The sequence below is a fragment of the Shewanella litorisediminis genome, from assembly GCF_016834455.1.
Taxonomy (GTDB): domain Bacteria; phylum Pseudomonadota; class Gammaproteobacteria; order Enterobacterales; family Shewanellaceae; genus Shewanella; species Shewanella litorisediminis.
The window spans coordinates 2,475,861-2,502,148 of sequence record NZ_CP069213.1; the positions used below are offsets into that span (position 1 = coordinate 2,475,861).

Genomic DNA, 26,288 nt, shown 5'->3' on the forward strand with positions numbered 1-26,288 from the left:
GGAGTCACGTCAAATGCGTTGCATGAGTTACGCCACAGAATCATTTGCGCCACAGGTAGTGACGGTCAGAGTAATCGCTGAGCCATTGGGGACGATATACCACAAGCAGGGTAACAGCCATGCCGTTGAGTAAGGCTTCGGGAAACACCATCAGCACCGACAGAGAAAAATAATCCTGCCACAATACGGCTGCCGACTGCATGCCGGTAACCCACAGCCACAGCGACCAAAGGCCTTGGTGACTCACCTGAGAAACACCAGCGTTGAAAAAACCACCGACGAATATCAGCACAAACACATTGCCCGGCAACCAATAAAAGCCGCGATTATGGATAATAAAGGCCAGATACAGTGGCAAACACACCCCCATTAGGGCATAGGCTCCGAAGAGCCCCGGCTGCTTCAACACCAGAAGGCAGTAAAAGGCGCAGGGCAGTAACGCCAGCACAGAGGCAAGACGCCAGGAAAACATCAACATCAGGGTAACCAGGCCTAAGAAGTGAAGCTGCAGCAGATCATGGACCCCGGCATTAAAGAGCCACAGTCCCATTATGGCGCTGAGGGTTATCAGAGCCCTCAGTTGCCTTTCCTTATCGGCCATCAGGCTCAGCATTGCCTCGGCGGGCCAGACAATCCACAACCAAATAGCCAGCAAAGCAGACGCCACACCATCGGCGAAGATGAAGGTGAAGCGCCAGTCGATACTGCCCCACAGATTTTGCCAAAACTCAGCCATGGAAAATCGTTGATTCCCGAGTGAATATGGTTACTCTTGATGACAGTGATTATCACCGATTTTTGGGGAATTAAAACTGTGCTATTCAAAATCGGCCCCCTGGTATTCTGGGCCTTGCTGCTGACAGGCTGCGCTGCATCCACCGAATCCAATGTCGAGCCAGAGGCAAAATATGAAGGCGTTATTCGCGATAAGCTGACCACCAGCATTGCCGAGAATGGCCTTAAGCTCTTTACTTACAGTGTCAGTAATACCCAGGCAATGCCGCCAATATCGGTACAGACGCTGGAATTGACCGGCCGCGACCGACGAAAACGCTCATCCGGCCCTGACTTAACCGAATGGACAGAGCAAATTGAACTTGGACTGAAGCGTACCCTTGCCATGTCGGGCTTTTGCCGTGAAGGCAGCATAGAGATTAGTCGACTCATTCAGGTCGACAGAGCCGAAATTCGCGGAGAATGCACCGAAGGCGCCACCGACGAAGACAGGCAACGCTTTGGAAGACAGGGTTAACGCGCCAGAGCAGTGGCATTTTCGGCGCTGCTTGGGTAGTATTCGCCGCTCGATTGCGCGGAGCTTAATATGAACAGAAGACAGGCACTGATAAAGAAAATGGCCAAACGCACCAAGGCCAGAGAAAACAAGAAAGAAAAGCCCAACGCAGGTGCGACAAAAGACAGATATATCTCCAAAGCTGAGCGCGCCAAACTGGAAGCAGAAGCACAGGCAGCTGAGGTAAAGCTTGCTGACGCATCGAGCAGTGAAACTGATATTGATGCCGATGTTATTGATGCCGACGTTGCCGCTGGTACAGGCAACTGAGTCAATGCCCGGCGCCCCGAATGGTGGGCGCGATTGCAAGCCCGGCATTTTCCAGCATTTCGCCTGATAAAAGAGGCTCCTTTACGGAGCCTCTTTTATGTCATCAACGCCTTGAACAGGCCTATCAAACCTTATCTTTTGGCACTGCACCCGCTTCAGGTGGGCTGGTCTCGGGCACAACCAAAAACTCCGTCGCTTCCTGCGCGCCAATACAGTCTTTCTCCTCGGTGTGCGTCGCCATCTGCACAAAAGATGAAGACAGTGGGCTGCTGCTGGCAGGTACCACCTCTTCGTCGGCCTCTTGCTCAACTGTATCTCGGTGGCCCTCAAAAGACGCCACCAGACGATAGGCCGTATAGACGCCGGCAACACCGAACAGCACTGAGCCCAGTACCTGACCAATCAACACTCCATATACGCCGCCGTATTGGGCGCCAAGCCAGATAAAGGGCAAAGTCCCCAGGGTAGCCTTGCCCACATTAAACACCGTGGAATACTTGGCTTTACCCAGGTTATTGAACGACGCATTGGCCACAAAAAGCGCCCCGGAGAACACAAAAAACACGGCAATATAGGTCAGGAAAAAGCCGATAAATTCCGCCGAGTCCCCCTTAAGGTCAAACGCCCTGATAATCAGGTCCTGGGCCAAAAACAGCAATAAGGCCATGCCTGCCACATAGGCCGTACAAAACAGCAGCGATTGGGTTAAACAATCCCTGAGCCTGTCGTAGCGCCGGGCACCAAAATTTTGTCCAACGATAGGGCCAATGGCCCCGGAAAGGGCAAAGATCATCCCAAAGGCCACAGGGGTCAAACGCCCCAGCACGGCCCATCCCGCCACATAGGCATCACCATAGTCAGCGATGGCGCGGGTCATAAAACCGTTACCTATTGGGGTTGCCACATTGGTGAGCATGGCCGGCCCGGCAATGGCGAAAATCGGCTTTAAGTCGCCAACAAAAGCATCGAGGGTGGGTTTGCTGCCGAGCCCATGTTTAACAAACACGCCGCGCCCGGCCACCAACATCACGGATAAACGCGCCAGCACAGAGGCAACAGCCGCCCCTTCGATGCCCATGGCGAGCACAAAAATCAATATGGGGTCGAGCACCAGGTTGACGCCGCCCCCCACCAGAGTAGACACCATCGACAGTTTGGCATCCCCTACCGCTCTGAGCGCGGCGCCAAGGGCCATGGCAAGGCAGATAAAGGGCAATGAAGGCACCAGAATGCGCAGATAATCTGCGGCAAGTTCTGCTGTGTGCCCGGTGGCGCCCACCAGCGTCAAAAGTGCCGGGATATTGAGGGACACCAGCAAAGACACGAGGCAGGAGACTGCCAGGGTCACCAGCAGCGAACTCATCAGCAGCCGTTTGGCGTGTTCAGTTTCCCTTGCGCCTATGGCCCGGGATACCTGTGCACCCAAAGCGATGGATAATCCAATACCGATGGAGGTGGTAAAAAACGAGATGGTACCTGCGTAGCCCACGGCCGCGGCAAGTTCTGCTTCCCCGAGTAAGCTGAGAAAAAAAATGTCCAGCAAGTCCACCACAAACAGCGCCGAAATGCCCACCGCAGCGGTGGAACTCATCACCAGAATGTGGCGCAGTATTGAACCTTCAACAAATTTTGCTTGGGTCATGGAGGGTCCTGTTACAACTCTTTTTGCAGCTCGCTGCCGCACTTACTGCAATACTCTGCATCTTGATCGTGGCCGGTTTTCAAGCAGTTACTGCAACGTCTCAGATCCCGGTTACGGCCAATTTCCTGGGAAATCTCCGCGGTGAGTATGCCGGTGGGGATGGCGATAATTGAGTAACCTATCAGCATGGTCAGGGCAGCGATGGCCTGGCCCAGTTCAGTCTTGGGGGTTATGTCACCATAACCCACAGTGGTAATGGTCACTATGGTCCAGTAGATGGACTTGGGAATGGACGAAAACCCGTTTTCAGGGCCTTCGACCATGTACATGATGGCACTGAGCACCATGATGATAAGGCTGACCGAGAAGAAAAACAGGAATACCTTGCGGCTGGACTGCATCATGGCCTTAAGCAGCAGATTTCCCTCACTGAGGTATCTGAGCAGTTTAAGCACCCTGAAAATTCTGAACAGCCTGAGCACCCGGATGATGAGGGTAAAATTGGCGCCCGGGAAAAAGAGCGCAAGATAACTTGGCAACACAGACAAGAGGTCCACAATGCCGTAAAAACTGCGCATGTACTGCCAGCGGTGGGCGCTGCAATAAATTCTTAGCCCATATTCCAGGGTAAAAATGACCGTGAAAATCCACTCGAGTACATGAATAAGCTCACCCCAGCGGGCATTAATGCTGGAGACAGTGTCCAGCAGCACCAGGGTTACACTGGCGATGATGCACAGGATCAGCGCCAAATCAAACCGGCGGCCCGCCGGCGTATCTGTACCAAAAATGATTATCCTGAGTTTTTTCTTGAGTTCACTCTCAGCAGCGGCCTCGGCTTGGCTCATGGGTTCCCTGACGTCCTTGGAATGGCTCTGAATCGCCCCACAGTGTGCCATGGCAATCCATCAGGCTCAAAAACAATTCTCAATGCAGTTTTCAGCCGCCGCCGCCTTGGGTAGAATCCAAACCAGCACGTCCTGTGCGTAAAATAGGGTGGATTGAGGATTTCATGTTTCGTCAGCTGTTGGTGTTATTGCTGCTGGTCAGTGCCAGTGTGCAGGCAAATGCAATTAAACCGGGCCAGAAAGTGGACCTGGTGGTGGTCAACAAAGCAGAAGCACAGATGCAGGTGTTTTACCGCGGTGAGCTGATTAAGAGTTATCGCATTGCCATGGGTGACAACCCCAAGGGGCATAAACTCAAAGAAGGCGATCAGCGCACGCCCCAGGGCCGCTACCTGCTGGACTTTAAAAAAGCCGACAGCGCCTATTACCGCTCGATTCATATCTCGTATCCCAACGACGAAGACATACTGCGTGCCAAGGCCCTCGGCATCAGCCCCGGCGGCGCCATCATGATCCATGGCCAGGACCCCAAATCGCCCCTCAGCGCCGAAGAAGCACAAAAGTACAACTGGACCAACGGCTGTATCGCTGTCACCAACAGAGATATGGATGAGCTGTGGCAATTGATTGACCCCGGCACCCCTATCGAAATCTGGCCCTGAGGTAAGGATGCAACTGGAATCACTGTTAACAAGCTGGTCCGAATTTGAGACCCGCATACTCGCGCTGGTTGATAAACTGGGCTTAACCGAGCTCGGCCTTGAGTGCGACCATGCCTCACTCAGGGTGAACACCCGTGAGGCGGCCGAACAACTGGCAACCGGCTTTGCCAGTCTGGGCGATGTCATCAGCAACAACATCATTAATGGGCGTCCCATTCTGATCTTCAAGCTCAACAAACCACTTCGCCTCGGCCCTTTCAATGTGCCCTGTATCGAACTGCCCTACCCCGGCAGCAAGCAGTACCCCAATGACGGCTGGGAACACATAGAGCTGGTATTGCCCTGCGGCGCCACAGACTGCGACGGACTGGAGCAGGCTCTTATCGCCAAATCCCCTGCGATGGGTGCCGTGCTGGCCGGGGACTCTCCCTTCAAGGTCAAGCGAAGCTCACCCCAGGGTGAGGCCGAACGTCTGCCCAACCCGACGCTTGCCTTTGGTCTGGATGGACTGACGGTTAAGGTGCATCCCCATGGAATCGAGGCTATTGTTGCCAGCGAGCAGGTTTAAAACTGGCACACAAGCCAGCGCTACGCACTTAACAACATGATTATCCTGACAGTGTTTTGTCTGGCGAACAGACAAAACCGCCAAATAGCGCCTGAAGCGGTTTATCAGCGCCGACGTTCTTGGGTAAAGTAGGCGGCAATTTCATACTCTGCGTGGCCCTGCCACGCCTTAACCACCTGAATGGAGGCAGTCATCCATGGCGTCGGTGACCAGCAAAAAACACCCCCAGGGACTCGATTACATTGAAGTCTCTACCACCCTGTGCAAGGCACGGATTTTTCTGCAGGGCGCTCAGATAGATTTCTTCCAACCCACGGGAAAACCGCCTTTGCTTTGGGTCTCAGAAGCGGATGATTATCTTCCCGGCAGCGGTATCCGTGGAGGGGTGCCCGTGTGCTGGCCCTGGTTTGGGATGCACACTAACCCGGAGTTTCCCCAGCATGGCTTTGCCCGCACCCGCCTGTGGCATCTCAAGCACAGCCATATCCATAATGAAGAGGTCGAGCTGGTATTTGGACTGGAGATTGCGGCAGCAGACCGCCAATTCTGGCCCCACAACACCGAGGTGGAGGTGCATTTTCGCCTCACAGAGACCCTGAGCGTGTCTCTGGTGAACCGCAACCGGGGTGACAGCCACGTCAGCCTGACCCAGGCGCTGCACAGCTATTTCCCCATCAGGGATATACACGCGCTCAGCGCCAGGGGTTTCAGCGGCGCCAAGTACATTGAGTTCGGTGAAGGCCCCTATGCCCAGGAAGGCGATGAGGTGAGGTTCGACCGGGAAACCGACAGGGTCTACACCGACCTTGGCCCCCGCCAGACCCTGCACACGCCGGACGGTGTGATTGAAGTCAGTCGCGAGCACAGCCAGTCGGCGGTACTCTGGAACCCCTGGATTGATAAGTCACAGCGTTTGGCCCGCTTCAGGGATGACGACTACCTCACCATGGTGTGCCTGGAAGCGGCCAATGTACTGGAAGACAAAGTAGAGCTGGCAGCGGGTCAAACCCATACCCTCACGACCCATATTCGGTGGCGCTGAGCCGCCAACGGCCTTGAACCAAACCCTATTTCCCCAAAAACGCGCCCTGTGCGCGTTTTTTATTGCCTGAAATTCCTCTCTTGTCGGTACACCAACGCAAGCCCAAGCAGGTTGGCCGGATTTCTCATTGCCTAATGTGTACGTTCGTGCAAGATTTATTAACAGTAATATAACAATAACGAGGAACACTCATGCACAACAAGACTCGAAAACACTGGCTGCCATCGGCAGTCGCTCTGGCCGTGGCACTGCAACTGGGGGGCTGTTTTTCTGACAGCGAAGACAGTCCGCAAACACCGCCGCCTCCGGTTGTGACGCCGCCAACGTCGGGCGGCCCCAGCTTTCCCGAAGGCGCCATCATGATTGAGGCTGGCGACAACCTGACCACCCGCATTCAGGAAGCCCTGATTAACGCCCAGAGTGGCGATGTGATTGTGCTGCCCAAGGGCCGCTTTGACATCCAGTCCACTCTGCTGTTTGACGGCGATGTGGATGGTGATGGCGCCTTCGCCAAGAACGTCACCATCATGGGTTATGGCATGGATGAAACCGTGCTGGACTTTGCCAATGCCAACTCAGGCGACGGCATCTTCGTGCAAAACGCCATGCAGATCACCATTTCAGATCTGTCTGTATATGAGGCCAAAAACAACGGCATTAAGCTCAAAAACACCAACGGCATCATACTGCGTAAAGTGGGCGCCGTTTGGGAAGGTGCGCTGGACAAGGACAACGGCGCCTATGGCTTGTATCCGGTAGAGTGCGAAAACATCCTGATTGAAGACAGCTATGTGCGCGGCAGTGCCGACGCCGGTATTTACGTTGGCCAATCCGAATACATAGTGGTGCGCAATAACATCGCCAAAGAAAACGTGGCCGGTATCGAGATTGAGAACAGCCGCTACGCCGATGTCTATAACAACGAAGCCATGGGCAACACCGGCGGTATTCTGGTGTTTGATCTGCCCATCAATAACCACAGATACGGCTCCAGCGTCAGGATTTTTGACAACAAGGTCTACGACAACAACACCCATAACTTTGCCAACGCCTCGGCCAACCCTGCCGGGGTACACATAGTGCCACCGGGCACCGGGGTGATCATTCTCTCCACCAACGATGTGGAGATTTTCAACAACCAGATCACCAATCACGATACCCTGGGCCTGACGGTCTCGAGCTTCTTCATTGCCGAGCCCGAAATCAGCGATTTTGTTGCCAACTATGGCCAGCCCGGTCAGTCCATCGAAGATGGCTGGCGCCCTGTGCCCCGAAATATCTATGTGCATGACAACGAGATAAGCGGCTATGGCGCCAAGCCCAACGGCTATCTCATCACCGATATCATCAACGCCTATGTGTTGACCCACGGCGCCATGCCCGGGATCCTCTACGATGGCCTGGGTGAACTCCTTGCCAATAATGGCACCGCCGCCTATCTGGGGCTTCGGGAAATGCCCTTTGCCGCCGACGGCAGTGACAATGTGTGTATGCAAAATAACGGCGATGTCAGCCTGGGACAGCTCTACAGCAACAACAATACCGACATGAGCATTGCTGATGTGCTGTACGAGAAAACCCAGACCAATCTGCTCAAATGTGCCCAGGTGAGTCTGCCGGTGCATACGGTCACCTTCGGCGAGCAAATTTTTGGCTGCGGCGTGGATGACGATACCGCAGGCTGTGATGGTGGCAACCTCATTGGCGGTGGTGGCACCATAGGCGACGGTGACGGCGGCATCATAGGGGATGGCGATCAGGCCTTGTGCGACAGCACGGCGTCCGGCGTCAACTGGAATGCCCTTGCCAAGGCGAACTGCCCCAAGCTGTCTGACTATGGGCTGTTTGCCGATGACACCGACCCAACCCAAAATGCCAACGGCGGCATGCCCTATGAGTTGAACACTCAGCTTTTCACCGACTACGCCAGCAAATACCGTTTCGTGTTTATGCCCGATGGCACCAAGGCGCAATACAGTGAAAATGAAGCCTTTGATTTCCCCGTGGGTACCGTAATCACCAAAACCTTCGCCCTGCCTGCTGACACCAGTAAGCGCGGCATCGCCAATGAGGATTTGATTGAAACCCGCCTGCTTATCAAGCGTGCCAGCGGCTGGACCGCCCTGCCCTATGTGTGGAACGCCCAAAAGAGCGATGCCGTGCTCACCAAGCCGGGCGCCGTTCAGGCCAAAACCGTCATGCACAAGGGTGAAGCCAAAACCTTCGATTATGTTGTGCCTTCCATCAACCAGTGTAAGCAGTGCCACCAGTTCAAGGCTGAAGGGGACGAGTATCCACGCTTTGTACCCATAGGGCCAAAAGCACGCTTCCTTAACGGTGACTTTGCCTATGCCGATGCCACGGTGAATCAGCTGAGCCGTTGGCAAAGCGCCGGCATCCTGGAAGGCATGCCGGCACTGGATGCCGTGCCCAAGGTACCGGTATTCCACGACGGAGACGAAGCCGGTCTTGCGGCCATGGACGATGCCAGCCTGATGCAAACTGCCAAGGGGTATCTGGACATTAACTGTGCCCACTGCCACCGCCCCGAAGGCAATGCCTCCAACACAGGGCTCAAGCTTGAGTACTGGCGCGGTTATGGCGATGACAACGGTTTCTCCCACGGCACCTGTAAGCAGCCAGTCGCCTACGGCGGCGGCAGCCTGGGATATGACGTGGTGCCCACCAAACCGGAAAGCTCCATCATGCATTTCAGGATGGCGAGCACTGAGCCGGGTGACCGCATGCCAGAGATTGGCCGCAGCCTCGCCCATGAGGAAGGCGTCGCCCTTATCCATGAATGGATAAAACGTCTGCCTGCGGCAGCCTGCTCCAACTGATGTCACAAGGCCGGGGAAACCCGGCCTTTCACTTTCCGGCCTTTCACTTTCTGGCCCTTCACGCTAAAGGTACCCAAGATGCAAAACCCCGGAATGACCCAGTCCCAGTTAACACTTTACCTCAGGTTACCCCTGCGGTGGCTGTCCGCTTTGTGGCTGCTGCTGATGCTCTCTGCCTGTGGTGGTGAAGGTGACAGCGCAGCGCCGGCGACACCACCGCCCATCGTTGTAACTCCGCCGCCTGCAACGTCATTGTGCGATAACGGTGAGGGCAGCATTAACCGTCAGGCACTGATGAGCACAAACTGTGCGCGCCTATCCGACTACCGACTTTTCAGCGACAGTAGCAATCCAACCAGGGCGCCAAATGGAGCCGGCGTGGCCTATGAGCTTGCCAGTGAGCTTTTTACCGACTATGCCATTAAGCGCCGCTTTGTGTTTTTACCCGAAAACACGCCCATGGTTTTACAGGGAGACACCCTGTCGTTGCCGGTGGGCACCGTGCTGGTGAAAAGCTTTTTATTGCCTGCGGACACCATGACAACCGATGCATCGGCCGCACGGCTTGTGGAAACCCGGCTGCTTATCCACCGTGAGAGCGGCTGGACGGCACTGCCTTACCGGTGGGATGGCAATGAGGCCTATCTTGCAGAGACCGGCGCCGACCTTCCCCACAGCATTAATGCCGCAAATGAAACCCTGAACTTTACCTACCATGTGCCAAGCCGCGCCGAGTGCAAGATTTGTCATCAAAGCGCACAGAATGGCATAACCACCATAGCCCCTATTGGCCCCAAACCCCTGCTCCTGAACAAACCCATTAGGATTGAGGGGGAGATGGTTAATCAACTGACATGGTTTGCATCACAGGGTCTGCTTACAGGGCTGGGTGAGCTTGAGTCACTGCCGCAAACCTTTGCCATTGGGGATGAGCAGCAAGATCTCACCGCGCGGGTGAAAGGCTATCTCGATGTTAACTGTGCCCATTGCCATAAAGCCGACGGCTTTGCCAGCGTGTCGGGCCTCAGGCTGGGGTTTGAGACAGACCATCACAGCTATCAGTACGGAATTTGTAAACAACCGCCAGGCTGGGATGGTGGCGAGAGGGGGCTGTCCTACGATATAGTGCCGGGGAATGGCGACCATTCGATTCTGGTCTACCGCCAGACACTCTCCGGACCCAAAGACCGCATGCCGCCGCTGGGGCGCGCACTGGTTCACAGTGAAGCGGTGGCACAGATCAGTTATTGGATAGACTTGATGGCACCGTCGGTGGGTAACTGCCAATGAGACGCTGAAATTTACCGGGCGGCGCGCCAAGCCAATGCTTGAAACTGGCCCTGAAATGGCTGACGTCGGTAAAACCCAGGGATTCTGCAATATCCTCCGCACTCAGGCGGCCCTCGATAATCAGGGCAATGGCCGCCTGGGTGCGTACCTTGTCCCGCAGCAACTGAAAGCTGCAGCCATTTTCAGCCAGCTTTCGTCTGAGGGTTCGCTCGCTGGTTGCGAGCCTCGCCGCCAATTCCTTCAGTGTAGGCAATACTGGCATGGAAAGCTTAAGCTGCTGCAACACCTGACAGATATAGCTTGGCTGTATCAGCTCAGGCTCGCGGCGCTCTTCGTCACTGAAGGCGTAAGTAATGGGCAGTGCGAGCACTGCTTCATCCACTGTCCACTCGCAAAAGGGGGCGTTGAATGAGGGAGTAACCCCACAGAGTGATTCGATAAAATCTGAAGAGTGCAGAGGTTCAGTCAAGGCGATACTCCCGATGGAGAACGACTGTCCACAGAGCTCACGCCCGAGCACCACCAGCGCGCCCAAACTATGGAGAAAGTGGCAATGGAACTGAATATCCGGGAGCCTCAGGGTGTTTATCCAACGAACCCTGAGCTTACCATCGGTAAAGGTCACCAAGCTGTCGTTCATGGTGCCGGCCCATTCGGGATTATCGTTCAGCAAGTAAAAGCAGTCCGCCAGGGTTTGGCAGCGGGCCAGATGTCCCTTCAAAAAGCCAAGCTCACTGACCCGATAATCTGCCGCCGCCCGCATACCTATTTGTCGGTCATCAGACAGAGTACACAGAGCCTCCATGGCGCCATCGACCTGCCACACAGGTACCAGAGTGATATGGCAAAGCACTTCGGGCGCCACACCCAGCTGCGCACAAACGGCGCGGTGGGCCTGCTCGCCGAAGAGCCGCCGAATGGCTGACAGTATCTGCAGCAGCTCCCAGGCTGGGTAGCCCTGATCCCCCACCATGGCGCCGGCGCGGTAATTTAATAACGACATACTCATGACTGACTGATATTCCCCCAATCGCCCAGTTGTATACCATTTGGGGATGGAAGAAAACCCCGGTTACAGAGAGTTACAAAAGGTCGTGCAGCGCAACAAAGCGCACAAAAAAGCCTGCTGAAGCAGGCTTTTAATACAGATTTCTGGCACTGAGCTTTATGGCAGCGGTTTATTCTTTTCCGCCAGCTTGCCAAAAAAGGTGCTGACCGTCAGCGCGGCGCTGTGGGCGAGCTTGTCGGCGAGCTTCTTACGCGGCTGATAGCGCAATTTAATCAGGGTTCTGTCTTTGGCCGCTGTCAGCATCAGGTCGTCGCTGGTACTGATGCTGTCCACCAGGCCTAAATCCAGCGCCTGCTGTCCGTACCAGTGCTCACCGGTGGCAACCTTGTCCAGATCAAGCTCCGGGCGATACTTGGATACAAAGGCCTTGAACAGCTGATGGGTTTCCTCCAGCTCTTCGCGGAATTTTTGCCGGCCCTCTTCGGTGTTCTCGCCAAACAGCGTCAGAGTGCGCTTAAAGTCCCCGGCGGTGTGCTGCTCGTAATCGATATCGTGCTTTTTCAGCAAGCGGTTGAAGTTGGGTAATTGCGCCACCACACCGATGGAGCCCACGATGGCGAAGGGCGCCGCATAAATGTGATTGGCCACGCAGGCCATCATGTAGCCGCCACTGGCGGCGACCTTGTCGATACAGGCAGTCAGAGGAATCTCTGCCTGGCGCAGTCTGTCGAGCTGGCTGGCCGCAAGACCATAACCGTGTACCATGCCACCACCACTCTCGACGTTAATAAGCACCTCATCGCCTTTTTCGGCAATCGTCAGGATGGCACTGATTTCTTCACGCAAAGACGCAACTTCGTGGGCATCAATACTGCCTTTAAAATCCAGCACAAAGGTTCTGGGCTTGGGCGTATCCTGCTTTTCAGCTTCTTTGGCCTCGGCTTTTTGGGCTTTCTCGTACGCCTTAAAAGCTTTTTTATCAAGCAGTTCGTGTTTAAGGTGAGTCTTTAAATGATCGAGTTCTTCGGTGATATTGGTCAGCGTCAGTTCGCCTTTGTCACCCTTACCACGGGCCGCACCGGCGAAAATCATGATCAGTATGGCGCCAATGGCGGCGACCACTGTCACTGCCTTCGCAAGAAACAGCCCATATTCGTATAAAAATTCCAAATTCCGCTCCAAAGCATCCCAACACCCGGCAAGCTTGCCGGGCGAGCATAAAAGTGCCGCTATTCTAGCAATTCAGCCGCTAAAACCAATAAAAAACCGGCCCAGAGGCCGGTTTATCTGTGACTAACTGTGACTCAACTGTGATTAGTCACAGGCTTTAAGTACGCTGGCATCGTTCACCAGAATGGTGGCCGTGCCTGCTGAAGCCGACTTGGCAAAACCTGCTACCTGCCACTGCATCTCTGCTGTCGCGGCGGCGGCCTTACCATCGGTGGCACCATTCTCACTCGGGTCCACGATAGAGCTGTGATGTCCCTTGATAAAGCGCACTGCACCGCCGCCCTGCGCCGTGGTGTCACGACACTCCAGCCCCAGATTGGCAATCAGGGGTTCAGTACCCGACAGCGGGAAGCCTTCCACGCTGTTTGGCAGTACCTGATCCGGCAGGTTACCGTTACCGTCACCGACCACCTCAATCAGGTGAACCGGCAAACCAGTGGCTTTCAGCATGCCCGCATGGTTAACCGGGTCGATGGAGTCCACACCGGTTTGGATGGCAAATGCGAAGGTAGGGATAAAACCGTCATAAACCTGCTGTACCAAGGCCGCATATTCAGGGCTGCCTGGCTCATAACCTGCTGTGTTGGCGGCATCCACCATGGCCTGGAACTCAGACGTACCGGTAATGGTATTAAAGAGCACAGGGCCGAAGGTCGCGGAGCCCGCAAAGGCGCCAGCCAAGCCACCAGCAGGCGCTACCAGAGAAGCCGCGGTGATGGCATAGGGATTGGGCAACTGAGTACCCGTGGTTGGGTCCACCAGCCCGGTAGAGGCATAGGTCGCAAAGTTGGTGTTTACAATGCCGCCAAGGCTCAGGCCCTGGGAAGACACCTTGGACACATCGAATACCTGAGACTGGTTGTTGGCGGCCAAATATTGCGCCATGCCAGTGAGGGCCAAACGCACGCCCAGATGGTCAGCCACGGCCTGACGGAAGTTATCCCGCACCGACAGTGAGCTTGCGATATTCACAAACACCAGCGGTGAACCATTTTTGAACGCATCGGGTTTACCAACCACAGGACCAAATGAAGGATCGGTCGCTGAGACCTCATAGATACCGTCTTTGTTGGCATCAAAGGAACGATCGCCGTGGAGCGGCATATCGATGGCGACAGTGGCCACACCGGCCGCCGCATAGGTACCCGCGTAGGCGAGCGCCATCTCTTTACCGCCACCCAGACCATGCATGGCAATATTCACTGGCCAGCCATTGGCTGGAGGCACAAAGGCCTGGCCCTGAGCTTCGGTAAAGGCCTTCAGCTTGGCAGCGTTGGGCAGAGTGATTAGCACAGAGACACTTTCGTAGGTCTTGGGCGCTGGAATGGGGTTGAACTTGGTGACATGGCGGGTTTTATCCGCAGGCGTACCATCATCAAGCTTAAACTGCTTTCCGGCCAGCAGCGCCGGGTTTGCCAGCGCCGCAGCAGGGTCTTCAATGCCCTGCGCCATAGCCTGGGCACCAAAGTTCTGTTGGCTCAGAGTACCGGCCTGCAGTGCCAGCAGCACAGACACGGGGCTGTCACCCAGGGCAGTCCAGCGGCCGTTAATCTTGGGCGCCATGTCAGCGGTCAAACAGCCGTTGGCGGAACAATCGCTGTATACGGGTAGCTTGATTTTGGCAACGTACACATCAGCCAGATCAGACAGTACATAGGGCAGCCCCATTTCTGGGCTCAAGCCTGCCATTTGCGCCACTGTCATCCCGGTTGGGGTTGGAAACATATCAAACGAAGGCTTGAACGCATCGTTGCTGGCCATCAGCAACTTCAGTGTCTCGTAGGCTGGGTTAACCGACTGGGTGGTAAACAGGCTCGAGTAGGTGATGCTGGCCTTGTCCACGCCTTTGGATTCGAGGGCATTTTCGTAGCTGTTAATCAGCGCCTGCAGACCACGCTGCGCTTCGGTGCCCAGTGGATAGCTGTTGATATCCATCTTCACCGAACCATAAGTAGAAGAAGCTGCAACTGGACGGTTTTCAGAGTCTTCAATCAGATTGGTGGTGGCGTAAATATATGATTGACCGGCTTTCAGAGGCTTTAAGGGCACAATCACTATCTTATTGCCTACAGCCTGACTGACAAAATCGACACCAAACTGCAGCTCATCGCCAATCTTACAGGCAGATACCGAAGGCGCCGCTTTACACTCTGCATCCGAGGAGAGTGCGCCGCCCACTGTGGCTTCAAACACGCGCACCGCACCGGGCTGGAATACGGAGGCTGCATTCAGGGACAGCAGGTTACCGCTGTGATCTCTGGACGGGGCAAAATCAATGCTGATGGGCTGAGTAGTAGACCAGCCATCGAGTGCGCCAATGGCGTACTGAGGGTTGGTGTAATCACCGCCTTCTTCACCGGGAATGGCCAGGGTACCGTCGAGAGTGCCACTGAACAGTAGATCGCTTGGCAGTGGTACCTTGCCGGCAGTGGGATCAAACACCAGGTGGGACTCGGGGATCAGCGGCTCTATATTATCCCTGAGCTCATTGACACTATCCTCGCCACCACAGCCGCTGAGGCCCAGAGCCGAGGCGATTGCTACTCCCAAAATGAGTCTTTTCATCTTTTTTCCCCAAATCTTGTTGTAATAATTTTGTTTTCCCCAAGAAATTGGTCACAATAGCCCGTATTGCGATGCCAACCGGACTTATTAAATGTCCGTAACTCGTTTCAACTTAACGCAAAAATATTGAGTTCGCTACAATTTTGTCACACTGCGCAATGAAGTGAACACCCAATAAACAGTCAATTGTTTTAAACAGCTGTATGACTCATAAAATCCCTCAGTAAAGACGGGAAGTTGCGCCAAGAGGAAGTTTAAATCCATGTTGGAATATAAAGTTGCCCCCGATGCTCTGAAAGGCAAAACAATTCTGGTTACCGGTGCCGGTGACGGTATCGGTCGCGCTGCGGCGCTGGCGTATGCCGCCCACGGTGCCACCGTGATCCTGCTGGGCCGGACAGTGAAGAAACTCGAATCCGTTTATGATGAAATCGAAGCGGCAGGCCACCCTACTCCAGCCATAGTGCCTTTGGATATGAAAGGCGCCACAGAGCAAAACTACCGCGACATGGCCGACACCATCGAAGAGCAGTTTGGCCATCTCGATGGCGTGCTGCATAACGCCAGTGTGCTGGGCGTGCTTGGTCCGTTCGAACACATTGATTTGGCGTCCCTCGAAGAAGTCATGAAGGTCAACGTGACCGCTCAGGCCATGATGACCAAGCATCTGCTCAAGGTACTGCGTAAAGCGCCAGCCGCCTCGGTGATTTTCACTTCCAGCGGTGTTGGTCGTACCGGCCGTGCCTACTGGGGCCCTTATGCCTTCTCCAAGTTTGCCACCGAAGGCATGATGCAGGTGCTCGCCCACGAGTGTGATGGCACCAACGTGCGAGCCAATTCAATCAACCCGGGCGCAACCCGCACCAAGATGCGTGCCAATGCCTATCCGGGTGAAGATCCGCAAACCCTGAAAACCGCCGAAGAACTGATGCCGCTGTATGTATACCTGATGGCAGACGACAGCAAAGACCAGAATGGTCAGGCCTTCAGCGCACAATAAGCTGTATTGACAAGGCCCGCTGAAGCGGGCTTTTTTATGTTTATTCTCAGCCAAATACAATAAAGACCAAAGACTATGACAGCTCCCTACCCCATTGGCACACCGGGTAAGCCCTGGAATGATGCCGACAAACAAGCCTGGTTTGAAGCCCAGACCGTTAAACGCAGCTATCAGGACGAGGTGCTGTCACGCATCCTTCCCCTGAGCGCAAATTTTGAGCTTATCAATTACGGTGCCCTTTCCATCGATGCCGGACGCTTCCCGCTCTACGCCCTGAAAAACCAGTGGCAGCCTGGCCTGCCGCTGGCGCTGGTAACAGGTGGTGTTCACGGGTATGAAACCAGCGGCGTACAGGGGGCGCTGGACTTTTTACATCAGGATGCCAAAGACTATCAGGGCAAGGTGAACCTGCTGGTTGCCCCTTGCGTGAGCCCCTGGGGTTACGAAATCATCAATCGCTGGAACCCCAAAGCGGTCGACCCCAACCGCTCCTTCGTGGAAAACAGTCCATCTGAGGAGTCAGCCGCTCTGCTCAAACTGGTCGCGCCTCATAAGTCTGACTTTGTGCTGCATATCGACCTGCATGAGACCACAGACACAGACGAAACCGAGTTTCGCCCGGCACTGGCCGCCCGTGATGGCAAAGATTACGAGCCCGATGTTATCCCCGATGGCTTTTATCTGGTGGGCGACAGCGATAATCCCCAGGAAGCCTTCCAAAAAGCAATTATCGAGGCGGTGGAAAAGGTCACCCATATTGCGCCCCCCGATGACAAGGGCAAGATTATCGGCTCACCTGTGGTGCAACATGGCGTCATTAACTATCCAGTGAAAAAGCTCGGCCTGTGCGCCGGCATAACCGATGCGGTCTATACCACCACCACAGAAGTGTATCCCGACAGCCCGAAAGCCACCGCTGAAGAATGCAATGCCGCCCAGGTGGCAGCCATTCGAGCCGCACTGGACTTTATGCTGGCAAATTGAGGTGACCCGGGCAAAAGTACCAAGCTGACCACTTGTACTACCTGAACCTTGCCAAAACGTAAGAAACACAAAAGGCCGCATAAGCGGCCTTTTTACTGAGGTACTCAACGCCTGAAGGCGGGATTAACTGCGGGTACGAGTCGGCTTGGGGCGTTTTGAGCCGGTGGCAGCGCCTACCTTGCTCTTACGCACTGCGCGGCGAATTTTGGCACTGCGCACCTGAGACGCACGGGCAACGCTGTGCTTGTCGGCGCCAATCATGGAGCGGGTTTCAGGATCCATACCGGCCAGCTGACGCAGGTAGTTGACCTGCTCCAGCGGCAATTCAATCCAACCACCACGGGGCAGGGTCTTCGGCAGTTCAATCATCCCGTAACGCACACGGATAAGACGGCTTACCTGCACTTCCTGGGATTCCCACAGGCGGCGCACTTCACGGTTACGCCCTTCGCGCAGCCCCACGTGCCACCATTGGTTAACACCTTCACCACCGGCTGCCTTCACGTAATCAAACTGCGCCGGACCGTCTTCGAGCATCACGCCGGTACGCAGCTTTTGAATGGTAAAGTCGTTCACTTCACCGAAGGTACGCACGGCATATTCACGGTCAACCTCGTTGGACGGGTGCATCAGGCGGTTAGCCAGCTCACCGTCAGAGGTAAACAACAAAAGCCCGGAGGTATTGATATCCAAACGACCCACAGCAACCCAACGGGCATCCCGCAGCTTTGGCAGACGGTCAAACACGGTTGGGCGGCCTTCGGGGTCTTTGCGCGAGCAAATCTCGCCCTCAGGCTTGTGATAGGCCAGCACACGACAGATGATGTCGTCGGCCGACTTGATGGACACCAGGCGGCCGTCGAGGCGCACTTTGGCGTCGGCATCCACCCGGTCTCCGAGGTTGGCGATTTCGCCGTTAATACTCACTCGTCCTGCAGCAATCCATGCCTCCATCTCACGACGGGAGCCATGGCCTGCACGGGCCAAGACTTTCTGCAACTTTTCACTCATGAGTTAATTCTTCCTGCGTATTTGGTAATTCAGTTTGTTTGCCAAATAACGCATCCAATGACTCCAGATCCGCCAGCGCCGGTAATGACGCCAGATTATCCAAGCCAAAATAGGCCAAAAATTCTGAAGTAGTGGCGTAAAGTGCCGGACGACCGGGAACCTCTTTATGCCCTACCACTCTGATCCATCGACGATCAGATAAGGTTTTCAGGATGTGGCTTCCAAGCGCAACACCCCTCACCTGTTCAATATCGCCCCGGGTTACGGGTTGGCGGTAAGCTATCACCGCCAATGTTTCCAGGGTTGCCCGCGAATACTTGGGCGCCTTTTCCTGCCACAGGGTCTGCAAGTAAGGGTTCAGGGTTTCCTGGGTCTGGAAGCGATATCCGCCTGCCACTTTCACCAGGTTGACCCCACGTTCCTGATAATCGACCACCAGCTCGGCGATGACGGCACTGATCCTTTCCCGGGAGACGGCAAAGGGCGCCAGCACACCTTCTCGCAAGGCTTTGATGGTCATCGGCTTTTGCTGCACAAACAGACAAGCCTCTATCAATTGTTTCAGCTGTAAGTGACTAATCTGCGCCATCAGGTCGCCTTCACGTAAATGCCGCTGAGGGGTTCGGCCTGGTACAGCTCAACCAGGGTTTCCTTCACCAATTCCATCAGCGCAAGAAAACTGACCACTACACCGCCACGGCCTTCTTCCGGCTTGAAAAGTGCCGTAAAGGGCATGAAGTGTTCATGATCCAGTTTGGCTAAAATTTCGCTCATTCGCTCCCGGGTAGAGAGCACTTCTTTTTTCACCTGGTGGTGTTCAAAGGCAGACGCGCGTTTAAGCACTTCAGCAAAGGCCATTGCCAGTTCTTTCAGTGAGACATCCGGCGGAATGACTTCAGGCTTAAGCCCGGGGGCTGCCTGAGCTTCTGCCTGGTGCACGTCGCGCTCGAGCCGCGGCAGTTCGTCGAGCTTAAATGCCGCCTCTCGAATCGCCTCATAGGCCTTGAGCTGCTTGATAAGCCGGACCCGCGGGTCTTCTTCCTCGTCGTCTTCCACCGCCATTTTGGGCAATAGCAGTCGCGACTTAATTTCCGCCAGGGTAGCCGCCATCACCAGGTAATCGGCAGCAAGCTCAATCCGTGCATCGGTCAGCAGCCGGATGTACTCCAGGTACTGAGCCGCTATCAGGGTCAGAGGCAGTTCTATCACATCGAGCTTTTGCTTTCGGATAAGGTAAAGCAGCAAGTCGAGCGGACCTTCAAAGGCCTCCAGGAACACTTCAAGCGCTTCCGGTGGAATAAAGAGATCGGCGGGCAACTCCCTGACGGGCTCCCCACGAACCACCGCAAGTGGCAAACTTTGCTGAATGCCTTGCATCCGTCCTCCAGGCTACCTAAAGGCCAACCTCTTACCAAAAAACCGCGCTTTTACAATGCGTAAGAGGCTCAATTCTCCCGGTTTTCAGCACCGTCCCCATTATCGGACACGAAAGCGCGCGATTATACGCGAAAACAGCTCTTCTTAAAAGCAAAGCCGCGTGAAAGCAAAACAGTCCGGACGCGTGCCATTACAGAAATGGACTGATATCCCCGGCACCTTCCCTGAGCACCGCGAAGGTGTCTTCGGACATGTCCACCACAGTGGTTGGACTCTCACCGAGGTAACCTCCGTTGAGAATAGCCTCCACCTGATGTTCGAGCAGGTCGCGGATATGTTCGGGATCCGACTCGGCAAATTCCTGACCGGGCATCACCAAACTGGTGGACATCAAAGGCTCGCCAAGTGCTTCGAGCAGTGCCAGGGCTATCACGTTGTCGGGCACACGGATACCGATGGTTTTCTTCTTGTCGTTTTGCAAACGGCGCGGCACTTCTTTGGTGGCCTTGAAAATAAAGGTGTAAGGTCCGGGCGTGCAGTGTTTCACCAGGCGAAAGGCCTGATTCTCGACCCTGGCATAGGTCGCAATTTCAGACAGGTCACGGCACATCAGCGAGAAGTGATGGTCCTGCTCCATCTGACGGATACGCACGATACGTTCCATGGCGTTTTTATCGCCAATCAGGCAGCCAAGGGCATAGCCCGAGTCGGTGGGATACACAATCACGCCGCCGCTTCTGAGAATATTGACTGCCTGATCTATCAGGCGTTTTTGAGGATTCACCTCATGCACGTAAAAAAATTGACTCATTCCCTCGTCCCCCAGAGTTCGGTTTGCCAGACCCAGGTCACACCCTGTGGTCGGTAAAGATTTTTGCCCAGCTCGACAAAGCTGCCGGGAAAATGAAAATCGCTGCCCAGGCTGCCGTATAAGCCGTTGAGATGGGACAGTGCCACCAAATTGGCCCTGTCCTCCAATGTTTGCTGCCCCAGCACCACTTCCATGGCATCGCCGTCAGCTTCTTTAAACTCCCGCACCAGCTTTTTCAGCCACTTGGCTGACATTTTATAGCCACTGGGGTGAGCAAGCACGGCCACACCGCCGGCGCGATGAACAATCGCAATGGCAGACGCCATATCGCCCCAGTTATTGGGCACATAGCCGGTTTTGTTGCGGGCCAGAAAGCGCTTGAATACCCCGGCCATGTCGGTTGCAATACCCCGCTCAACGAGCACCCTTGCATAATGGCCACGGCTGACCGCCGCGTTCCCGGCCAGTTGCTTTGCCGCCTCAAAGGTGCCGTCGATACCGGCCTTGGCCAGACGATTACCTATTTCACGGGCGCGGATTTCCCGAAGCTCCCGTTGCCGCGCAAGAAACGCCTGCAACTCAGGGTGATGCCGGTCCACCTGAAGCGCCACTATGTGGATATCGTAACTGTGCCAACGGGTTGAAATTTCCACCCCGTCAACCAATTCGAGCGGCGACTGGGACGCATTGTTGGCGCCGTGGGCTTCTTCAAGTCCGTCGAGGGTGTCGTGGTCGGTTATTGCAAGCAAATTCACGCCGCGTTCGATGGCGCGTGTAACCACATCCGAGGGCGAAAGTTGTCCGTCGGAGGCTGTGGTGTGGCAGTGGAGATCAACCAAATAATTTTCATCGTTCATGGGCTTATTCTACTTGAAAGCATTATGAAAAGCGCCTCAAACTTTCAGTCCTTCCCGCCCCCAATCGATGGCAGAATCAGTGAGTTCGCATAGATTATGATAAATATTCAATTGACAATCCCCACCGGCTGGGTTTTTCTATAGGCCAACAACGAATTTCACAAGATAAACGCAACATGAACCCAATCATTGCTTCTTTCATCAACTGGTGGTGGCACTTCCCCAATACGCGGGTGGTGTGAAGCTTGGTGTGCGTTTAACAGACACAAGATTCATCGAAAAGGCCCGCACTACGCGGGCCTTTTTGCATCTGGCCCGGGGAAAAGCGGCATAAAAACTTGAAGGATAACCGGATGACACAACAGGCGTTTGATGCCAAGGCAGAGGGAAAGCTCGCCACAGGCAAGTTGACCAAGCAGCCCTTGCCTTACCAGGATAACCCACTGGCGCTCTACGAGAGCCTGACTCAGGATGCCCATCACACACTCTTGCTGGAATCGGCTGAAATCGACAGCAAAGAGAACCTCAAAAGCATCATCATGACCCACGCGGCGCTGAAGATTGCCGCCCAGGGATATCGGTTGGAGTTTACCGCGCTGGATGACAACGGCAGGGTGCTGCTGCCCGCCATCGCCGGTTTTTTTAACTGCGAACAGAATGAGACCAACCGCCTCGAAGTGACCTTAACACGGGATACCAGCCTGCTGGATGAAGATGCCAGACTGAAATCCACCTCGCCCCTCGATGGTCTGCGGGCACTGCTCAAGCATATCCATGTGGGTAATGAGGTCGCCTTTGAAGATCTCTTTCTGGGCGGCGTGCTGGCGTACGATTTGATTGATGCCGTTGAGCCCCTGCCAAAAGCAAGAGACGGCGCCAATACTTGCCCGGATTATCTTTTTTATCTCGCTGACACCCTGGTGCTTGTGGACCACAAGGCCAAACAGGCCGAGTTGGTGTTGTCTGCCTTTTCCACGGATGGGCAAATATCGCCCTTCATAGACGATGAACTCAAGCGCCGCGCCAAGGTGATTGAGGCCATCGCCAATCGCCCCCGCCCGGTTAAAGCCCTCAAACCGGTGAATGTTGAGGCCAGCGTCAGTATCAGTGACGAAGACTTTAAAGACGCGGTGAACGCCCTGAAAGAGCACATCATCGCCGGCGACATTTTTCAGGTGGTGCCGTCAAGAAGCTTCAGTCTGCCCTGCCCCAATACTCTCGGCGCTTACCGTGCGCTGCGTAAAACCAACCCAAGCCCTTACATGTTTTATTTTCGCAGCAGCGATTTCACCCTCTTTGGCGCCTCGCCTGAGAGCGCGCTGAAATACGATGCCGGCAGCAATCAGGTAGAGGTGTACCCCATCGCCGGCACCCGCAAGCGTGGTAAAGATGCCAGTGGCAATATAGACCACGACCTCGATGGCCGTATCGAGCTGGAGCTTCGTCTGGATAAAAAGGAGCTGTCAGAGCATCTGATGCTGGTCGATTTGGCCCGTAATGACATCGCCCGCATCAGCCAAAGCGGGACCCGCAAGGTCGCCGAGCTGCTGAAGGTCGACCGATACAGCCATGTGATGCATCTGGTCAGCCGGGTCACGGGCCAACTGAGAGCAGATCTCGATGCCCTTCACGCCTATCAGGCCTGCATGAACATGGGCACCCTCACAGGCGCGCCCAAGGTCAGAGCCTCCCAGCTTATCCGCCAAACCGAAAAGACCCGCCGGGGCAGCTATGGCGGCGCCGTGGGTTACCTGTCCGCCACCGGCGACATGGACACCTGTATCGTCATTCGTTCGGCCTTTGTGAAAGATGGCGTTGCCCATATTCAGGCCGGTGCCGGAGTGGTGTATGACTCAGATCCCCAGGCTGAAGCCGACGAAACCCGTCAAAAGGCACAGGCAGTGATCTCTGCCATCAAACTGGGAGGTGGCCTGTGAAACTCTATTTACTCGATAACTTCGATTCTTTTACCTACAACCTGGTCGACCAATTCCGCGCGCTGGGATTTGAGGTAGTCATTTACCGCAACGACGTAGACCCACAGCAGCTGGCAGCCAAGCTGCTGGCCGAGCCTCAAACCGCACTGGTGCTCTCCCCCGGCCCGGGCGCGCCACACGAAGCAGGCTGCATGATGGCGCTGATTAACCTGGTGGCCGGAAAGCTGCCCATCCTCGGGATATGCCTAGGGCACCAGGCACTGGTTGAGCACTATGGCGGCAAGGTAGAGCGAGCCCCAAGCGTGGTACACGGTAAGGCAAGCCCCACTGTCCATGACGGTCAGGGGATTTTCCGCGGCCTGCCTTCACCTCTGCCGGTGGCACGCTATCACAGTTTGGTCGCCACAGAGGTGCCTGATACCCTCAAGGTGATTGCCACCACCGAAGGCATGCCCATGGCGGTACTCCAGGAAGAAGACAAGGCCCTGGGATTTCAGTTTCACCCTGAGTCCATTCTCACCACCCTTGGCAGTACCTTGCTGGTACAAAGCCTGGAATACCTGACCGGCATGGTTGCCAAAGGAGAGCTGCAATGAGCAAGGATGTCAGACAACTCCTCGATAAAGCCTATGGCGGAAATGCCTTGTCCCGCGCTGAAGCCAAGAGTCTTTTTGCCGCGCTGGTCAGGGGCGAACTCGATGAAGTCACCATAGCGGCGCTTTTGATGGCCCTCAAGGTGCGTGGCGAAACTATCGACGAAATCAGCGGCGCTGCAGATGCCATGCGCGAAGCGGCCAATCCCTTCCCGCGGCCCGCGCTTAGTGGCGGTATTTTGGATATCGTCGGTACCGGCGGTGACGGTTTTAACACCATCAATATCTCCACCACAGCCACCTTTGTAGCTGCCGCTGCCGGCGCCAATGTCGCCAAACACGGCAACCGCAGTGTGTCGTCCAAGTCGGGCTCATCGGATCTGCTCGGTCAATTCGGCATTGAGCTAACCATGGCACCCAAAACGGCCGCCGACTGCCTTGAAACTCTGGGTATCTGTTTTCTCTTTGCCCCCCATTACCACGGCGGGGTAAAACATGCGGTATCGGTAAGGCAAAAGCTTGCCACCCGCACCCTGTTCAATGTGCTTGGGCCTTTGATTAATCCAAGCCATCCCGACTATATGCTGCTTGGGGTTTACAGTGCATCTCTTGTTCGCCCCATCGCCGAGGTACTCTGCGCCCTTGGGGTAAAACGGGCCATGGTGGTACATGGCGAAGGGCTGGATGAAGTCGCGCTCCATGGCACAACTCAGGTGTGTGAACTCAGAGACGGTGAGCTTATGGATTACTCGCTGTCGCCACAGGATTTTGGGCTGGAACCTGTGAAGGTAACCGAGCTTGAAGGCGGCAATCCCGAAGACAATGCGCTCATCACCGCGGCCATTTTAAAAGGCGAAGGTAAGGCAGCCCACCGGGATGCCGTGGCCCTCAATGCGGGCTGTGCCCTTTATGTGGCAGGGCTTGCCGACACGCCTCAGGCAGGTTTTAAGCTCGCCATTGACACCCTCTCCTCCGGCAAGGCATATGACAAACTGATTGGCCTCGCCGCCATGAGTCAGCAGCGCAAGGTATAAGGAATAAAGCCTCCATGAGCAATGTGTTAACCAAGATTATTGACACCAAATATGCCCACATCGATGCCCTCAAGCAGCGGTTTCCTGAAGCGAGCCTCGCGCCAAAAATCTCTGACCGCAGCCTGTATCAGGCGCTGGCAGCACCGGCCGCAGGCTTTATTCTGGAGTGTAAAAAAGCCAGTCCGTCGAAAGGACTTATTCGTGCCGACTTTGACCCGGTAGCCATCGCTGGCATTTACAGCCGCTACGCTGCCGCCATTTCAGTGCTGACCGATGAGCAGTTTTTTCAGGGTGATATGGACTATATCCCCCTGGTGCGCGCCGCCGTTTCCCAGCCGGTATTGTGCAAAGACTTTTTTATCTCGCCCTATCAGGTAAAACTCGCCGCCCATCAGGGCGCCGATGCCATTTTGCTGATGCTGAGTGTACTGGATGATGACGATTACCGGCTGCTTGCCGCCGAGGCCGCCAAATATCAGCTCGACGTACTCACCGAAGTGAGCAACGAGGAGGAACTCGGCCGTGCCATCGCGCTAAAGGCGCCCATTATTGGCATCAATAACCGTAATTTACGTGACCTGAGCACAGATCTTGCCACCACAGAAGCGCTGGCGCCCCACATCCCCGCCGATACCCTGGTCGTAAGCGAGTCCGGCATTTACACCCACGAACAGGTAAAGCGTCTCGCCCCCATGGTGCAGGGATTTTTGGTGGGCAGCTCCTTGATGGCGGAAGCGAACCTGGATTTGGCCTGTCGTCGGCTGATTTACGGTGAAAACAAGGTCTGTGGTCTTACCCGCGAAGCCGATATTGAGGCCGCCGCCAAGGCCGGTGCCGTTTATGGCGGACTGATTTTTGCCGCAAAATCACCACGCTGCGTATCAGAAGACAAAGCTCTGGCACTGAGCCAATTCAATCGCGTGGCAAGCCAGCCGCTGGCGCTTGTGGGCGTGTTCGTGGATGAAACGGCGCCCAAGGTTGCCAACCTTGCCAAGACGTTGGGACTCGCGGCGGTGCAGTTGCACGGAGGGGAAGACGAGGCCTATATCGATGGCCTGCGTGCACTTCTGGCACAAGAGTTCCATCAGGGCTGTGAGATTTGGAAAGCCGTGGCAGTGGAAGCAGCCAAGGTATCTGCCATTCCCCATGGAGCCGACCGCATTGTCTACGACAGCAAAAACAGTGCTGGCTTTGGCGGCACCGGCGTGTGTTTTGATTGGCAACTGAATCTTGCAGACAAACACAGGGCCATGCTGGCAGGTGGTCTTGATGCAACAAACGCCGCCACCGCCGCCAAGCAGGGCTTTTTGGGGCTCGACTTTAATTCCGGGCTGGAAGATGCCCCCGGTATCAAATCTGCCGCCCTTATCGAGCAGGCCTTTGCCAGCCTTCGCAACTACTGACAAACACTTAACCGAACAGAATTT

The 26,288-nt window shown here is 55.2% G+C and carries 24 protein-coding genes; 13 read left to right on the plus strand and 11 right to left on the minus strand.

Features of this window, described 5'->3' with window-relative positions; translation table 11 throughout:
- Positions 1–40: 40 nt before the first annotated feature.
- Positions 41–736: a hypothetical protein gene (locus JQC75_RS10815; RefSeq protein WP_203324114.1), complete on the minus strand. Its 696-nt coding sequence runs from the start codon at positions 734–736 to the stop codon at positions 41–43.
- A gap of 39 nt (positions 737–775) precedes the next feature.
- Between JQC75_RS10815 and JQC75_RS10820 the strand changes: the two genes are divergently transcribed.
- Together JQC75_RS10820 and JQC75_RS10825 are read left to right on the plus strand one after the other, a co-directional pair.
- Positions 776–1,252, plus strand: coding sequence for a hypothetical protein (locus tag JQC75_RS10820; protein ID WP_203324115.1), 477 nt, complete (start codon positions 776–778; stop codon positions 1,250–1,252).
- A gap of 69 nt (positions 1,253–1,321) precedes the next feature.
- Positions 1,322–1,561, plus strand: a complete 240-nt coding sequence (locus tag JQC75_RS10825) for a DUF2986 domain-containing protein (RefSeq protein ID WP_203324116.1) — start codon at positions 1,322–1,324, stop codon at positions 1,559–1,561.
- Positions 1,562–1,685: 124 nt separating this feature from the next.
- Here JQC75_RS10825 and JQC75_RS10830 read toward each other — a convergent pair whose 3' ends face one another.
- Together JQC75_RS10830 and JQC75_RS10835 are read right to left on the minus strand one after the other, a co-directional pair.
- On the minus strand, positions 1,686–3,203 hold the full coding sequence (locus JQC75_RS10830) for an MATE family efflux transporter (protein ID WP_203324117.1): 1,518 nt from the start codon (positions 3,201–3,203) through the stop codon (positions 1,686–1,688).
- 11 nt (positions 3,204–3,214) lie between these two features.
- Entirely contained in the window at positions 3,215–4,051 is an 837-nt protein-coding gene (locus JQC75_RS10835) for an ion transporter (RefSeq protein ID WP_203324118.1), read from the minus strand.
- 164 nt (positions 4,052–4,215) lie between these two features.
- On the opposite strand from JQC75_RS10835, the gene JQC75_RS10840 reads away from it, so the two are divergent.
- From JQC75_RS10840 to JQC75_RS10860, 5 genes are all read left to right on the plus strand, one after another.
- Positions 4,216–4,713: a L,D-transpeptidase family protein gene (locus JQC75_RS10840; RefSeq protein ID WP_011760226.1), complete on the plus strand. Its 498-nt coding sequence runs from the start codon at positions 4,216–4,218 to the stop codon at positions 4,711–4,713.
- A gap of 7 nt (positions 4,714–4,720) precedes the next feature.
- Positions 4,721–5,281: a VOC family protein gene (locus tag JQC75_RS10845; RefSeq protein ID WP_203324119.1), complete on the plus strand. Its 561-nt coding sequence runs from the start codon at positions 4,721–4,723 to the stop codon at positions 5,279–5,281.
- 196 nt (positions 5,282–5,477) lie between these two features.
- Positions 5,478–6,323 (plus strand): D-hexose-6-phosphate mutarotase, encoded by an 846-nt coding sequence (locus tag JQC75_RS10850; protein ID WP_203324120.1) that lies wholly within the window; start codon positions 5,478–5,480, stop codon positions 6,321–6,323.
- 191 nt (positions 6,324–6,514) lie between these two features.
- Positions 6,515–9,163, plus strand: coding sequence for a parallel beta-helix domain-containing protein (locus JQC75_RS10855; RefSeq protein ID WP_203324121.1), 2,649 nt, complete (start codon positions 6,515–6,517; stop codon positions 9,161–9,163).
- Positions 9,164–9,241: 78 nt separating this feature from the next.
- A complete protein-coding gene (locus JQC75_RS10860) occupies positions 9,242–10,453 on the plus strand; it encodes an SO2930 family diheme c-type cytochrome (protein ID WP_203324122.1) in 1,212 nt (403 codons plus the stop codon).
- Here the strand turns inward: JQC75_RS10860 and JQC75_RS10865 are convergent.
- The 3 genes from JQC75_RS10865 to JQC75_RS10875 all read right to left on the minus strand — a co-directional run bounded on the left by JQC75_RS10865 (position 10,404) and on the right by JQC75_RS10875 (position 15,257).
- The gene (locus JQC75_RS10865; RefSeq protein WP_203324123.1) at positions 10,404–11,462 is read right to left on the minus strand and encodes an AraC family transcriptional regulator; all 1,059 of its coding nucleotides are present in this window, start codon (positions 11,460–11,462) and stop codon (positions 10,404–10,406) included. The two genes, JQC75_RS10860 and JQC75_RS10865, sit on opposite strands and share 50 nt — an antisense overlap.
- Positions 11,463–11,618: 156 nt before the next feature.
- On the minus strand, positions 11,619–12,632 hold the full coding sequence (sohB, locus tag JQC75_RS10870) for a protease SohB (protein WP_203324124.1): 1,014 nt from the start codon (positions 12,630–12,632) through the stop codon (positions 11,619–11,621).
- A gap of 144 nt (positions 12,633–12,776) precedes the next feature.
- Positions 12,777–15,257 (minus strand): VolA/Pla-1 family phospholipase, encoded by a 2,481-nt coding sequence (locus JQC75_RS10875; RefSeq protein ID WP_203324125.1) that lies wholly within the window; start codon positions 15,255–15,257, stop codon positions 12,777–12,779.
- 262 nt (positions 15,258–15,519) lie between these two features.
- Between JQC75_RS10875 and JQC75_RS10880 the strand changes: the two genes are divergently transcribed.
- On the plus strand, positions 15,520–16,257 hold the full coding sequence (locus tag JQC75_RS10880) for a YciK family oxidoreductase (RefSeq protein ID WP_203324126.1): 738 nt from the start codon (positions 15,520–15,522) through the stop codon (positions 16,255–16,257).
- 75 nt (positions 16,258–16,332) lie between these two features.
- Positions 16,333–17,241: a M14 family metallopeptidase gene (locus JQC75_RS10885; protein WP_203324127.1), complete on the plus strand. Its 909-nt coding sequence runs from the start codon at positions 16,333–16,335 to the stop codon at positions 17,239–17,241.
- 123 nt (positions 17,242–17,364) lie between these two features.
- Here JQC75_RS10885 and rluB read toward each other — a convergent pair whose 3' ends face one another.
- From rluB to rnm, 5 genes are all read right to left on the minus strand, one after another.
- Positions 17,365–18,252, minus strand: a complete 888-nt coding sequence (gene rluB / locus JQC75_RS10890) for a 23S rRNA pseudouridine(2605) synthase RluB (RefSeq protein WP_203324128.1) — start codon at positions 18,250–18,252, stop codon at positions 17,365–17,367.
- Entirely contained in the window at positions 18,245–18,841 is a 597-nt protein-coding gene (gene scpB, locus JQC75_RS10895; RefSeq protein ID WP_203324129.1) for an SMC-Scp complex subunit ScpB, read from the minus strand. Before scpB ends, rluB begins: the two co-directional genes overlap by 8 nt.
- Positions 18,841–19,629: a segregation and condensation protein A gene (locus JQC75_RS10900; protein WP_203324130.1), complete on the minus strand. Its 789-nt coding sequence runs from the start codon at positions 19,627–19,629 to the stop codon at positions 18,841–18,843. The genes scpB and JQC75_RS10900 overlap by 1 nt, the downstream gene beginning before the upstream one ends.
- Before the next feature lie 190 nt (positions 19,630–19,819).
- Entirely contained in the window at positions 19,820–20,440 is a 621-nt protein-coding gene (locus tag JQC75_RS10905; RefSeq protein ID WP_203324131.1) for an L-threonylcarbamoyladenylate synthase, read from the minus strand.
- A complete protein-coding gene (gene rnm / locus JQC75_RS10910) occupies positions 20,437–21,297 on the minus strand; it encodes an RNase RNM (protein ID WP_203324132.1) in 861 nt (286 codons plus the stop codon). The genes JQC75_RS10905 and rnm overlap by 4 nt, the downstream gene beginning before the upstream one ends.
- A gap of 353 nt (positions 21,298–21,650) precedes the next feature.
- Between rnm and JQC75_RS10915 the strand changes: the two genes are divergently transcribed.
- Genes JQC75_RS10915 through trpCF form a run of 4 tightly spaced genes read left to right on the plus strand, consistent with a single transcriptional unit; the run spans position 21,651 to position 26,264 of the window.
- Complete coding sequence (locus JQC75_RS10915) at positions 21,651–23,234, plus strand: anthranilate synthase component 1 (RefSeq protein ID WP_203324133.1); 1,584 nt, start codon at positions 21,651–21,653, stop codon at positions 23,232–23,234.
- Positions 23,231–23,830 (plus strand): aminodeoxychorismate/anthranilate synthase component II, encoded by a 600-nt coding sequence (locus JQC75_RS10920; protein ID WP_203324134.1) that lies wholly within the window; start codon positions 23,231–23,233, stop codon positions 23,828–23,830. Before JQC75_RS10915 ends, JQC75_RS10920 begins: the two co-directional genes overlap by 4 nt.
- Positions 23,827–24,861 (plus strand): anthranilate phosphoribosyltransferase, encoded by a 1,035-nt coding sequence (gene trpD, locus JQC75_RS10925; RefSeq protein ID WP_203324135.1) that lies wholly within the window; start codon positions 23,827–23,829, stop codon positions 24,859–24,861. The genes JQC75_RS10920 and trpD overlap by 4 nt, the downstream gene beginning before the upstream one ends.
- 14 nt (positions 24,862–24,875) lie before the next feature.
- Positions 24,876–26,264 (plus strand): bifunctional indole-3-glycerol-phosphate synthase TrpC/phosphoribosylanthranilate isomerase TrpF, encoded by a 1,389-nt coding sequence (gene trpCF / locus JQC75_RS10930; RefSeq protein WP_203324136.1) that lies wholly within the window; start codon positions 24,876–24,878, stop codon positions 26,262–26,264.
- Positions 26,265–26,288 lie beyond the last annotated feature (24 nt).